This is a genomic window from Acidithiobacillus albertensis (genome assembly GCF_001931655.1).
Classification (GTDB): domain Bacteria; phylum Pseudomonadota; class Gammaproteobacteria; order Acidithiobacillales; family Acidithiobacillaceae; genus Acidithiobacillus; species Acidithiobacillus thiooxidans.
Genome location: NZ_MOAD01000001.1, coordinates 1,006,806 through 1,019,836 on the forward strand (window position 1 = coordinate 1,006,806; position 13,031 = coordinate 1,019,836).

The window sequence follows — 13,031 nt, forward strand, 5'->3', positions numbered from 1 at the left end:
TGAATCAGATGGTCAAGAGCAGGTATTTGCGCCGCATCCCACCACTGCTGTGCAGGCCATGGACCCGCCGTGATTCCATAGTGATGATCGGCCCGTGCCAGGGTCTGTTGAATTTGAGGGCTATGGGCGAGATGCGCGCCGGGAAGATGCTCAGGCAGGCGCGCACAGGCCGCAAGCAGCAACAATAGCAGCAGAAGAATGGATTTTTTCATCAGAGATCCACCAGTTCTTCTATGGCGCGGCGCATCCATATATCCGGCGTCACTCAAGGCACACGTTTACTGAGCAGCAGGAGACCCGCGCCGAGCAGGAATCCCCATGCGGCTATATAAAATATTTCGTTGAAGGCGAGCATGGCTGCCTGATGCGCAATGTAGTGGGCGATGTGGATATTGCTTGACGAAATTGTGGGCGTATGAGCCATCACGGTGCTGTTACCCTCAGCAAGAAAATGTGCATGCAGAATTGTTCTCCGGTCAAAAAGTGTGGCAATAAGGGGGATGCCCATAGCCTGCCCACACAGCCGCAATACATTCAAAAAGGCAGTACCACGCATTTCGGCGGGGCCGGATAATCCGGACAAGGCAACGGTATTAATGGATGGAAATAAACTTCCCAGAAATATTCCTACAAAAGCTTGTGGCCACAGTAATTCGCTGAAAGAGGCCGGATGATTGTAGGAGGAAACCCAAAAACTGGCGGCCGCAAATCCCAATAAGGAGAAAATAGCCAGGATACGTGCATCCAGATGATTGAGCAGGCGCTGGGTCAAGATAAAACTGATTTTCGAAAAAATCGCCATGGGTAATATCAACAGGCCGACCAGCCAGGCGCTGTAGCCCATGACCAACTGAAATCCCACAACATAAAGGGCAATGCTGCCTTGAAAAAGCAGAATAGTAAAAAAAAGAACCATGCCACCGATCAAGAAATTACGACGTTTCAGAAGATGCAGCTCCAGCAAAGGATGCCTGCCATACCATTCCCAAATCGCAAATACCATCAGAGCAAGCAGACTGATCATACCAAGGAAAATAATGGGGGATGAGCGCCACCAACTGATGATCTCTCCCCTATCGAGTGCTGACTCCAGAGTAGCCAGAGCAATCAGCAGAAAAAGTAGCCCCGGCCAATCCAGGGGAGGATGATGGTGTTCCATCTCTCTACCGAACAGTAGAATCGCAATAAAGGCAGCCACGCTGAGGGCAATAGGAATGTTTACATAAAACAGCCAGCGCCAACCGATGCTGTCGGTGATCCAGCCACCGATAAATGGACCCAGGGTAAAGGGCGTGAGCGCAGCGATCCCCCACAAGCTCAGACCGATGTTACGGCGATGCACTTGATAGTGGCGCAGGATAATCTGCAAAGATCCCGGAATGGTCAATCCACTCGAGAACCCCTGAACAATACGGGCAATCAGAAAGATGTCATAATCATTCGATTGGGCACAGATGGCTGAAGCCAGGGCGAATACGATAAAAGCACCTGCCAAAACCCGCATTTCCCCCCAGCGCTGCAAAAACCAGGGAGAGGAGGGAAAGGCCAGGGCCATGGCGAGAAAAAAATCTGACTGGGTCCAAATCGCAAAGTCCGGGTTGACGCCCAGACTCCCGGCAACATGGGGTATCATGGGCAGATAGGCACCGGTGTTTAATAATAACAGAAAATGTCCGAGTCCGATCACCAGGTTCAGCAGCAATACCATGCCGGTGCTGAGCGGGGAAACTGCCGGAGCATTTTGTGAAAAAGCCATGAACAGGAAACCATTTCCGTGCTGATTTGAGCAAACGTCCCGATCATGTGGGTCATGCATATATATGTCAACCGTAGTGGATTCTCAAAACAACTCCAATTTGAGCGTTACCAGGTCATACGCAAAAAGCTTGATGCTTGCTACGTCGCTCATTATCTGAGGAAGATAAAGATGATTTATTGCATATTAATTATTAATTATAGGAAACTATCTTAATGATTAAAAAATAAAATATAAATAATAAATAGTATTTAAGGTGACTGGCTCTTGCACATCATCATCTCATACTTTATTGCCATTTTGATCTTATTGCCAGATATCCAATGGTTTTTCATGTCCAGTACGGAATTTGACTTCATGGCACTCAGTCTCTGGCTATTGGGTGGAATTTTATATATCTGGGTTATCGTGCTGATATTTTAACGAATGATTTTTTGGGTTTTTTACCCGAATATCTTCTTTCTTCTTGCTGGAAGAATGTGGACGCCATGGCTATTTCCACTCTGGCAGGAGGGAGTTGGTGGATTCTGTTACTGTTCATCTTGGGGTTCTGGCGCTATGTCCTAAGAAGGTTTCACCTCCGTTATACTGACCCGCGCTGCTTTCGTGATGATAGAGCAGTTTTAACCCTGACGATTTTGAGTGGTCAATATTGATCGCAGATCGGGGTTCTGATACCTTCGCAACTTGTGAGTGCAATAGTGGTGTTGCACTTTTCGTCTGTTCTCGTCCTTGCGTGGACAATTTCAGGTTTTCTATGGCGACAACAATCGGTCCCCTCGCAGTGGTAGCTGGTGAACCCCGTCAGGCCCGGAAGGGAGCAGCGGCAGCCGGCGATCCAGGTGCCGGGGTGCGGCTGATTAGCGTCGCCTCCCAATTTAGTGTTTTCCCATGACGGGATATTTAGCCCTTGCCCGACGTTGGCGGCCCCAGCATTTTGAAGATTTTGTTGGGCAGGAGGCCGTTGTAGCCGCCTTACGTCATGCCCTGGACTCCGGCCGAATCCACCATGCGTTTTTGTTTACGGGAACGCGAGGCGTAGGTAAAACCACTTTGGCAAGGCTGCTTGCCAAATGTTTGAACTGCGAAAAAGGTATCAGCAGCCAACCCTGCGGAACCTGCAGCGCCTGTCTGAGTATCAGCGCCGGAAATTTTGTCGACTTGCTGGAAGTGGATGCTGCCAGCCGCACGCGCGTGGATGAAACCCGTGAACTGCTTGATAACGTCCAATATGCGCCGGTGGCCGGGCGCTATAAAATCTACCTCATCGATGAAGTGCACATGCTGTCCACTCATAGTTTCAATGCACTCCTGAAAACCCTTGAAGAGCCGCCTGAACATGTCAAGTTTTTGCTGGCAACTACTGATCCTCAGAAGCTTCCCGTCACCGTTTTATCCCGCTGTTTGCAGTTCAACTTACGCAGGCTGGAAATCGGCCAGATTCAGGGGCGCCTGCAGCAGATCATGCTGGCAGAGAAAATTTCCGCAGAAGATGCCGCACTGCACATATTGTCCAAAGCTGCCGATGGCAGTTTACGCGATGCCCTCAGCCTTCTGGATCAGGCTATTGTCCATGGTGGTGGCGAAGTGCGCCGTGAGGGTGTGCTTGGCATGCTGGGACGCAGTGGCGACGATACTGTTATGCTGATGATTGCAGCGCTGATTGCCCAAGATGCGGAACGGGTATTTGCGCTGGTCAACGAACACCTGGCGCGGGGTCTGGATGCTGCCGGGCTACTGGACCTGATTATCGAGGGGACGCATCGATTGAGTCTTGCTCAGTTTGTGCCGGGCGTTGCAGAGGGTGATGATGCGGAACTGATCAGTCAGTTACGAAACAAAATCAATCCACTGGTTTTACAGTCCTGGTACGCCCTGTTGCTGTCAGCGCGCCGGGATTTTCAGCTCTATCCAGATCAACGCATGGCACTGGAAATGGCATTTTTGCGGGTGCTCAGTTTCTCTACGGGGAATATTCCACCATCGGCGCTGTCGCCCGAACCGGGGAAAAAGCCCAGTTCGATCTCTCAAACTTCTACAGAGACTGCGATCACAACCGTTGAAACTGTTCAACCCGTCCTGCCAGAACTGATTCCAGAATCACGCACATTTGCGGATGTGGTCCGCGAGCCCGCTCCTGAAATTCACAGAGAAAATGTATTCATACCGCCGCAAGCGGTCCATATGAGTCTTTCCTGGCAGGAACTGATTGCCACATTATCACTTTCACCGCTGCTGCAGGAACAGCTGCGTCACGGTCAAGCCCTGCAGCGTGATGCGCAAAAGGTGGATCTGCTCATAGAGCCTCGCTACCTGCCCTTTATTATCAAGGAAAAAGCACGAATTCTGAAAGCGCTCAGTGACCACTTTGGTCAGACGCCGCAACTCGTCATCAGTGAACTGACCGAGGCAAGCGGCGTACGCAGTGTAAATGCTGAAGCAGAATCTCAGGCCTCCGCGCGACAGAAAGAAGCACAGATCAGGGTGGCCAATGATCCTCTGATCAAACAATTTACAGAAATACTGGGTACTCAGGTAGAATTCATTACCTTGATGACTTTAACGAATCAACAGGGAGGTAGTCGATGATGAAAGGTGGTTTGGGAAATATCATGAAACAGGCGCAGCAACTCCAGGATCGCCTGCAAAAAACCCAGGAAGAACTGGCCCATATTGAAGTCCAGGGACATGCCGGCGGTAATCTGGTAGAGGTCACCATGACCTGTCGCCATGATGTGCGCAAAGTGCGAATTGATCCCTCGTTGCTGGCGGATAATGATCAGGAAATGCTGGAAGACTTGGTAGCTGCGGCCATTAACGATGCGGTACGCAATGCTGAAAAGGTCAGTGCTGAACGGATGTCGGAAGTCACGGGTGGAATGAATATTCCAGGCATGAACCTGCCTTTCTGATATGGCTGATGTTCCGAGTATGGAGGCTCTGGAGGCGCTGTTAAGGCGCCTTCCCGGTATTGGACCGCGTTCTGCGCAGCGCATCTGCTACGATCTGCTGGTGCGTAAACGCAATCTTCTTCCCCAATTGGCCACCGCGCTGGAACGCGCGCATGCTGCAGTGCGTTTTTGCGAACGCTGCAATAATCTTAGCGAAGCCCCTTTGTGCGCTGTCTGTAAGGGTTTGCACCGGGATCATTCGCTGTTGTGCATTGTGGAATCACCCGCAGATTTGCGCGCCATTGAAGATACAGGCATGTTCAGCGGCGACTATTTTGTGCTGATGGGCCATTTGTCACCTCTGGATGGAGTCGGTCCGGAAGCCCTGCATCTGGATCGTCTCAGTGAGCGTTTGGCAGAAGCGGATCTGCAGGAGGTGATATTTGCCACCAACCCCACTCTGGAAGGTGAAGCCACTGCCCAGTTTCTGGCAGATCTGGTGCCTGCAGGCATTACCATCAGTCGTATTGCCCACGGCGTTCCGGTGGGCGGTGAACTGGAATATGTAGATCGCGGCACACTCGGACGGGCGCTGCATGGACGCCGCCTGCTGGATGAATAGTTAAAACAAAACATTAGAGAGAGGAAGAAGTCGTATGCTGGCTACGGGTGTGACGCCTCCGGGCGGTAATGTATTCTTTTTGTTGATGGGCGCCATTCTGGTTTTTGCCATGCATGCCGGCTTTGCCTTTCTGGAACTGGGAACCGTGCGCCGGCGCAGTCAGGTCAATGCGTTGGTCAAAATCCTCAGTGACTTTGGCATTTCGACCATTGTGTATTTTTTTATCGGTTATCATATTGCTTACGGCATCAGTTTTTTCGGAAACGTGCAAACCCTGACTGCCGGCGATCATGGTTTCGAAATGGTGCGTTTTTTCTTCCTGCTGACTTTTGCGGCAGCCGTACCCGCCATAATTTCCGGAGGCATTGCCGAGCGCGCCCGTTTTTATCCGCAATTGCTGGCTACGGCTTTTCTGGTAGGCCTGGTGTATCCCTTTTATGAAGGCATCGTCTGGGATAACAATTATGGCATTCAGGCCTGGTTTACGCAGACCTTTGGTGCGCCTTTTCATGATTTCGCCGGTTCGGTAGTAGTCCATGCCATGGGTGGCTGGATGGCCCTGATGGCCGTCTGGTTATTGGGACCGCGCCGGGGGCGCTATGGTAAGGATGGTACGGTGCATGCCATGCCGCCTTCCAATATTCCTTTTCTGGCCTTGGGCTCCTGGATTCTGATCATCGGCTGGTTTGGATTTAATGTGATGAGCGCCCAGCAGTTGGCTCAGGTTCAGGGTCTGGTGGCCCTGAATTCACTCATGGCCCTGGTGGGTGGCATGCTCGCCGCTCTGGCCGTTGGTAAGGGCGACCCGGGTTTTGTGCATAACGGGGCACTGGCAGGGCTGGTGGCTATTTGTGCCGGATCGGATGTGGTCCAGCCCATCGGGGCTCTGGCCATTGGTGCCATAGCCGGGATTATTTTTGTGTATTTATTTACCTTTGTACAACATCGACTGCGCCTGGACGATGTGCTCGGAGTCTGGCCTTTGCATGGCGTTTGCGGTGTCTGGGGTGGTCTGGCAGTGGGAATTTTCGGGCTGAAAATGCTGGGCGGTGCCGGAGGAGTCAGTTTCTGGTCGCAACTGCTGGGCACCAGTTTGGGGGTTTTGATTGCGCTGGTGGGTAGCGGAGTGGTTTACGGCACCATCAAGGCTTTCATTGGGATTCGCCTGGATGCCGAGGCGGAATATGCCGGTCCCGATTTGAGTATTCACCATGTCAGCGCGTATCCTGAGGAGGATATTGAGAGGGCCTGAACGTGGATAATGACTTTGTTGCATTGACTTGGGAGAGTCTGCCAAAAATACCGAAAAGGTCTCCTGATGCACATAAAGGTCGTTTTGGTCATGTTTTTGTACTGGGCGGCGCGCCAGGAATGGGCGGAGCACTGGCTTTGGCAGCTGCGGCTGCTTACCGAATTGGGGCAGGGCTGGTGACCGCCGTGGGTCATCCTTCCGCAGTTCCTTATCTGGCTTCCGCGCTTCCGGAAGCGACCTGGTGGGACTGGCCCCCGAGTTTCTCTGCCTTACCGGACAATGCAGTACTCGCCGTGGGGCCCGGTCTGGGGCAGGGTCTGGCAGCCCATGATATGCTGACTGAGGTCGGGAGTTTGCCCATTCCCCAGGTCTGGGATGCGGATGCCCTCAATATTCTTGCGCGTTTTGGTGCGCCATTGCTCAGTGCTAAGGCTGTTCGGCTGTTTACCCCGCATCCAGGTGAAGCGGCCCGTCTGCTGGCAATGCCGCTTCCTGACGTTCAGCTGGACCGGATAGGGGTAATACATGCGCTGCAATCCCGCTATGGCGGGCGTTGGGTTTTGAAGGGGCAGCACAGTCTGATGTTGGGTGAAACAGCGCGCTGTTATTGCCCCTGGGGAAATCCGGGAATGGCAACTGGCGGCAGCGGCGATGTATTGACCGGGGTGCTGGCGGGGTTGCTGGCCCAGGGCCTGTCAGCCGATGATGCCTTGATTCTGGGGGTTGCCATTCATGCCCTCGCCGGCGATCGTGCGGCCCGACGTTTGGGAGAAGAAAGCCTGTTGGCCAGCAATATTCTCGAAGAACTACCTTTTGTCATACAGGAGTTGAATGCCATCCATGTCTGAAACCGAAATGCTGAAAGCCTGGGATCGCCGTTATTTTTGGCACCCCTTCACCCAGATGCAATGTTATGGAGATGATGATCCCTGGATTATCGAGAGGGCGGAAGGCCATTATTTGTACGATGTGGATGGTGCGCGTTGTCTGGATGCGGTGGCGAGTCTCTGGTGTAATGTGCACGGTCATCGTCATCCGCGCCTTGATGCTGCCCTTATGGAGCAGTTGGCAAAAGTCGCGCATACCACAGCCCTGGGCGCCAGCAATCCACCGGCTATCCGTCTCGCCCAAAAGCTGGTTGAGTGCACACCCGAATCTCTGCAACATTGTTTTTTCAGTGAAGATGGTTCCGAGGCGGTAGAAGTGGCTATTAAAATGGCAGCGCAGTACTGGGCCAACATCGGGCGTCCGGAGAAGCATCTTTTTCTGACCCTCGATAACGCTTATCACGGCGATACGGTGGGAGCTGTTTCAGTGGGCGGATTTCCGCTTTTTCATGAAGTGTATGGTCATTTGCTGTTCCCGACGCGCAGGTTGCCCAGCCCTTATGTGCTGCAATGGGAACAATGCCAGGGAGATGCCGGGCAGGCAGCCAAGCTCTGGCTGAATACTCTGGAAGCTGTTTTACTGGCCGAAAAAGACCATATTGCCGCTTTGATTCTGGAAGGCGGCGTGCAGGGTGCAGCCGGGATATTGCCTTTTCCACCGGGGGTCTTGTCGGGCGCACAAAAGCTCTGTAATACCCATGAGGTCCTGCTTGTTGTTGACGAGGTAGCCACTGGCTTTGGTCGCAGCGGCCAGTTGTTCTCCTGCCAAAAAGAACAGGTCGAACCTGACTTGCTGGCGCTCGGCAAAGGACTGAGTGGCGGTTATTTACCCATTGCCGCAACGCTGACTTCAGAAGCAATCTATCAGGCTTTTCTGGCCCCCTTTGGCGAAGCCAAACAGTTTTATTACGGACATACCTTTACGGCCAACCCTTTGGCCGCTGCGGTGGCTCTGGAAAATCTGAGCATTTTTGCCGAAGGCTATTTGTTGTCCGAAATCCCCAATAAAATCGAAAAACTGCGCGCAGGTCTGGAAGTATTTCACCATCAACCCTGGGCAGGTGAGCCCCGGCAATTTGGCTTGATGGCGGCCATTCCCTTGCGTGACCCGGCTACTGGAGCGGCTTACCCTTATGGCGAACGTGTTGAATACATGGTCTGCAAACGTGCCCGGGAAATGGGTGTGTATAGCCGCCCCCTTGGTGATCTGCTCACCATTGTGCCCCCTCTGTCGGTGACAGAGCAGGAAATAGACACTATTCTCCACACATTATTTGACGCCATGGCGGAAGGAAGAACCCAATGACAACGGCCCAGGAAATCATGACCCGTGCGCCCAGCACGGTGCAGGAAGATGATTCGGTCAAGAATGTCGGCAAAATCTTGCTGCAGACGGGGCACCACAGTATTCCCGTAGTCAGTGCCTCCGGGCATCTGGTCGGCATGATCGGTGAGCGCGACCTGATTGATGCCAACCGCGAGGTGCATTTGCCCACTATGTTGACCATTCTCGATGGATTGATTCCGTTGGGTGGCATGCATGAATATGAAGAAGAGTTACGTAAAGTCACGGCTGTTACTGCAGGCCAGTTGGCTACTACCAAGGTCGTGACCGCAGGACCCGACGAAAACACCGATGCGGTCGCCGAAAAACTCTTGCGTAAGGAAGTGCATGCCTTGCCTGTTGTGGATACAGATGGAAAGCTGTTGGGTATCATCACCCGCTCCGATATTCTCCAGCATTTGTTAAAACCCTGAGTTTGCGGATGGATTGGGACTTTCCCAGTGCAGATATTTGCCAGTCCTGGGGGGCGGCCCTGGCGCAAACATTGCGAGCACCGGCAGTCATTTATCTGGAAGGCGACCTGGGAGTCGGTAAAACAACGCTTGCCCAGGGTATTTTGCGGGCACTGGGCGTCACCCAATCCGTCAAAAGTCCCACCTATACTTTGCTCGAAACCTATGAAACAAAATCCGGACTGGCACATCATCTGGATTTGTATCGTTTGAATGATCCCGAAGAGCTGGAATTTATCGGTATACGTGATTATCTGGAGACCCCTGCCCTATGGCTGATCGAATGGCCGGAAAGAGGCAAGGGGCATCTGCCGGGTGCTGATCTCAAACTGCATTTGCATATTCAAGCTGATGCCCGGCATCATTTGTCCGCAACGGCGCAGCATGTGCGCGCCGAAGCCTGGGTGCAGGCTTTACCGGTTGATCTGGCGAGCATTACATGAACAAGTCAGTGACCAGCCCGCCACGCGTGCGCCGCCTGGACGCCACCCTCGCCAATCAGATTGCAGCGGGGGAGGTGGTGGAAAGGCCCGCCTCGATCCTTAAGGAACTGCTGGAAAATAGTCTGGATGCACAGGCTACCCGGATTACCATTCAATTACAGGGTGGTGGTATGGATTTGCTGAGTGTGGAAGACAATGGCACCGGCATATTACCCGAAGATCTGCCGCTGGCACTGGAGCGTCATGCCACCAGTAAGGTGGCAAGCTGGGAAGATTTGCAGGCTATCCAGACCATGGGCTTTCGTGGTGAAGCACTGCCCGCTATTGCCTCGGTGGCGCGGATGGAAATTCTGAGCAGAACGCACGACGCGGGGCAGGGTGCCCGGCTCCAGGTGCATGGTGGTGAGGTCCTGGCCTCGGAACCTGCTGCTCGCGCCCCCGGTACGACGGTGCAGGTTGCCGACCTGTTTTACAATGTCCCGGCGCGCCGCAAATTTCTGCGTTCGGCTGCCGCCGAATTGACGCGTATCCAGAAGGTGCTCCGACAGATAGCTCTGGCCAATTTCCCGGTGGCTTTTCAACTGCTGCAAAATCGTCGCAGCCTGGTGCAGTATCCGGCGGCCGCTGATGCCGAAGCCCGTTCTGCCAGAGTCGCAAGCATCCTGGGCGAAGGTTTCTTGGCAAATGCGCTGTACCTTGAGCAAAGTGATCAGGGTATGTCGCTGCGGGGCTGGCTGGGCTTGCCTACCTATAATCGTGCCCGGGGCGACGAACAATACTTTTTCGTCAATGGTCGTCCGGTGCGTGATCCGGTGCTGACCCATGCCTTGCGCGCTGCCTATCAGGATGTATTGTTTCAGGATCGTCACCCGCTGTTTGTTTTATATCTGGATATGCCTGCCGAGCAAGTGGATGTGAATGTGCATCCAGCCAAGGCTGAAGTCCGTTTTCGGGATAGTCGCGCGGTACATGATTTCCTTTTTCATACCCTGCGTCGGATTATTGCCGAGCAGGGTGGGGATAAACCGCAAATTTCCGTTCCGGTACAGCCGGCAATGCGCCCCCTCGGCCTTGCTTTGGATATCCCCGCTGCTGGTGCTGTCCGTCCGCCTTCGGGTCCATCTTCTGCTTATGTACCTTCCTTCCAGCAGGACTTGAGTGGTGTCGCAGAGGCCCGGACAGCCGCTTATTGGGAGCAGATGGTTGCAGCCGGTACGTCGCGTCCGGTAGAAAGTTACCTCGATCACTCTCCGCAGGAACAATCCCTGGCGCCGGAATATCCGCTGGGGCAAGCCATAGCGCAAATTCATGCCCGTTTTATCGTGGCGCAGAATCAGGAAGGCATGATTCTGGTGGATCAACATGCGGCGCATGAGCGCATCCTTTATGAGAAAATGAAAAAAGACTGTCAACTGGATGATAAACAACAATTTGTGATTCCAGAATATGTGCATGTTACCGCCGCACAAATGGCCTGTTTTGAAGAGCGGCAGGAGACATTGCGAGCTGCTGGTCTGGATATCAGCGTAGCCGGGCCGGGCACATTGGCTATTCATGGTGCTTTGCGTTCCCTGGATGCGCGCAATTTTGCGCAACTGGTCGCGGAACTTCTGGATATGGAAAAACCCTGGGGGCAGGGCGACGTGGAGGGTAATCCGGCATTGGCTGAAATGGCCTGTCGGGCGGCCATCAAGACCAGTCGGCGTCTGAACCTTGATGAAATGAACAGTCTCCTGCGCCAGCTGGAGGTGACGCCACGGTTTGGACAGTGTAATCACGGTCGGCCTACGGTTGTGCAATTTTCTCTGGCGGATCTTGACCGCCTGTTTTTGCGTGGCCGATGATTCCCGCCCTGTTCCTGATGGGGCCTACGGCGAGTGGCAAAACAGCACTGGCCATGCATATTGCCAACCAGCTGCCGGTAGACATTATCAGCGTCGATTCCCTGCTGGTTTATCGTCATTTTGATATTGGCAGCGCCAAGCCGGATTGCGCACTAAGGCAGCAATATCCCCATGCTCTGGTGGATATTCGTGAACCGGATCAACCCTATTCCGCCGGACTTTTTCGGGAAGATGCCCTGGCTTGCATCACCCGGGCACGCGCCCGTGAACGCATCCCCCTGCTGGTGGGGGGCACCGGCCTGTACTTCCGGGCGCTGGAACGTGGTATTGACGATCTGCCTCCTGCCGATCCGCAAATACGGGGAAAACTACTGGAAGAAGCCGCGCAAGAGGGCTGGCCGGCATTACATGAGCGGCTGGCTGCTCTTGATCCGCAAACGGCGGCAGGCATTCAGCCATATGATCAGCAACGTATTCAGCGTGCGCTGGAAATCATTCAGCAAACCGGGGCACCGTTAAGTCAATTGCGGCAGTGGCAGGGCGCTTTCCCCGGACCACTACTGAAAATCCTGTTACGTCCGCCTCGCGCCTGGCTGCATGATCGTATTCAGCAACGACTGGATATGATGCTCCAGGAGGGCTTCCTGGAAGAAGTGGCGGCTTTACAGAAACGTCACTACGATCCTGATCTTCCAGCCATGCGGGCAGTGGGTTACCGCCAATATTTTGCCCGCCTGAATGGCGAGTTTACAGCGGCAGAAGCTTATGCGGCAGCCCTGGCGGCAACGCGTCAGCTGGCCAAGCGCCAGGACACATGGTTTAAAAGAGAGAGTGCGAATCTGGTGCTGGATCCGGCAGAAGATCAAGCATGGAAGTCTTTGCCGAACTGGATCAGACAGCAAATGCTGTAATACACTTTCATTTTGCTCTATCGGCTCTGACGGCAATTACCGGTTCCGGGCCAAGCTCCAAAATCTTCTACGGGAGAAAATGATTGAAATCCTGGCATTTCCTGGGCTGCTTGCTGCCAGCGTTGATGCTGGCTGGCTGTGCACCGCCCATGCCGCATCTGGCAAAACCTACCCCATTGCAGGATTTACAGCTTGGCAGTGACTTGACACAAAAAAAATCGTCTGTAGCTGCTGTTGCGGACTGGTGGCGTCCTTTACTCAATCAGCCAGAGCAAAACATCATGCAACTGGCTCTTGAAAAAAATCCGGACATGCTTGCTGCGAAAGCTAGAATAGCCTTGGCTTTATCTGCCTTGCGCGAAGCGGGAGCGCAGCGCGAACCACAACTCCAGGGCACCGGTCAGATTGGGGTAAGCCGTTGGACCAAAAATCAATTTTATTTGCCACCCTATGCCGGAGAAACCTCCTGGAACAATTTGTTAAAGTTTGATTTTTCTTTTCATCTTGATCTTTGGGGCAAGGAGCAGGAGCAGGTCAAGGAGGCGCGCCTGCGCTTGCAGGCAGCCGAACAGCAACGGCGCGCTGCCAGGTTGATTCTTGAAAATGCCGTGTTGCAACAGCTTCTTGC

General features: G+C 53.5%; 12 protein-coding genes, 1 other RNA gene and 1 pseudogene. 12 read left to right on the forward strand and 2 right to left on the reverse strand.

Translation table 11 applies throughout. The annotated features are described in order from the left end of the window. Both BLW97_RS05245 and BLW97_RS05250 read right to left on the reverse strand, forming a co-directional pair. A pseudogene (locus BLW97_RS05245) lies at positions 1–212 on the reverse strand (efflux transporter outer membrane subunit); the annotation flags it as partial. A 53-nt stretch (positions 213–265) separates the two neighbouring features. Then, complete coding sequence (locus BLW97_RS05250; protein ID WP_075322545.1) at positions 266–1,756, reverse strand: DHA2 family efflux MFS transporter permease subunit; 1,491 nt, start codon at positions 1,754–1,756, stop codon at positions 266–268. A 768-nt stretch (positions 1,757–2,524) separates the two neighbouring features. Here BLW97_RS05250 and ffs point away from each other — a divergent pair. The 12 genes from ffs to BLW97_RS05310 form a co-directional block, all read left to right on the forward strand. After that, positions 2,525–2,621: signal recognition particle sRNA small type (gene ffs, locus BLW97_RS05255), an RNA gene on the forward strand. Positions 2,622–2,647: 26 nt separating this feature from the next. Next, the gene (gene dnaX, locus BLW97_RS05260; protein ID WP_075322546.1) at positions 2,648–4,345 is read left to right on the forward strand and encodes a DNA polymerase III subunit gamma/tau; all 1,698 of its coding nucleotides are present in this window, start codon (positions 2,648–2,650) and stop codon (positions 4,343–4,345) included. Next, entirely contained in the window at positions 4,342–4,668 is a 327-nt protein-coding gene (locus BLW97_RS05265; protein ID WP_010640145.1) for a YbaB/EbfC family nucleoid-associated protein, read from the forward strand. The genes dnaX and BLW97_RS05265 overlap by 4 nt, the downstream gene beginning before the upstream one ends. Before the next feature lies 1 nt (position 4,669). Next, positions 4,670–5,269 (forward strand): recombination mediator RecR, encoded by a 600-nt coding sequence (gene recR, locus BLW97_RS05270; protein WP_031574935.1) that lies wholly within the window; start codon positions 4,670–4,672, stop codon positions 5,267–5,269. A 34-nt stretch (positions 5,270–5,303) separates the two neighbouring features. Continuing rightward, positions 5,304–6,521, forward strand: coding sequence for an ammonium transporter (locus BLW97_RS05275; protein ID WP_075322547.1), 1,218 nt, complete (start codon positions 5,304–5,306; stop codon positions 6,519–6,521). Positions 6,522–6,523: 2 nt separating this feature from the next. Continuing rightward, positions 6,524–7,369 carry an NAD(P)H-hydrate dehydratase gene (locus tag BLW97_RS05280; protein WP_075322548.1) on the forward strand — a complete coding sequence of 282 codons (846 nt, stop codon included), beginning with the start codon at positions 6,524–6,526 and terminating at the stop codon, positions 7,367–7,369. Beyond that, positions 7,362–8,714 (forward strand): adenosylmethionine--8-amino-7-oxononanoate transaminase, encoded by a 1,353-nt coding sequence (gene bioA, locus BLW97_RS05285; RefSeq protein WP_075322549.1) that lies wholly within the window; start codon positions 7,362–7,364, stop codon positions 8,712–8,714. Before BLW97_RS05280 ends, bioA begins: the two co-directional genes overlap by 8 nt. Then, complete coding sequence (locus BLW97_RS05290) at positions 8,711–9,166, forward strand: CBS domain-containing protein (RefSeq protein WP_075322550.1); 456 nt, start codon at positions 8,711–8,713, stop codon at positions 9,164–9,166. The genes bioA and BLW97_RS05290 overlap by 4 nt, the downstream gene beginning before the upstream one ends. 8 nt (positions 9,167–9,174) lie before the next feature. Beyond that, positions 9,175–9,648 (forward strand): tRNA (adenosine(37)-N6)-threonylcarbamoyltransferase complex ATPase subunit type 1 TsaE, encoded by a 474-nt coding sequence (gene tsaE, locus BLW97_RS05295; protein WP_075322551.1) that lies wholly within the window; start codon positions 9,175–9,177, stop codon positions 9,646–9,648. After that, positions 9,645–11,492: a DNA mismatch repair endonuclease MutL gene (gene mutL / locus BLW97_RS05300; RefSeq protein WP_075322552.1), complete on the forward strand. Its 1,848-nt coding sequence runs from the start codon at positions 9,645–9,647 to the stop codon at positions 11,490–11,492. Before tsaE ends, mutL begins: the two co-directional genes overlap by 4 nt. Further along, positions 11,489–12,403 carry a tRNA (adenosine(37)-N6)-dimethylallyltransferase MiaA gene (gene miaA, locus BLW97_RS05305; RefSeq protein ID WP_075322553.1) on the forward strand — a complete coding sequence of 305 codons (915 nt, stop codon included), beginning with the start codon at positions 11,489–11,491 and terminating at the stop codon, positions 12,401–12,403. Before mutL ends, miaA begins: the two co-directional genes overlap by 4 nt. Positions 12,404–12,486: 83 nt before the next feature. After that, on the forward strand, positions 12,487–13,031 hold a 545-nt coding region (locus BLW97_RS05310; protein ID WP_158025124.1), incomplete at its 3' end, for a TolC family protein.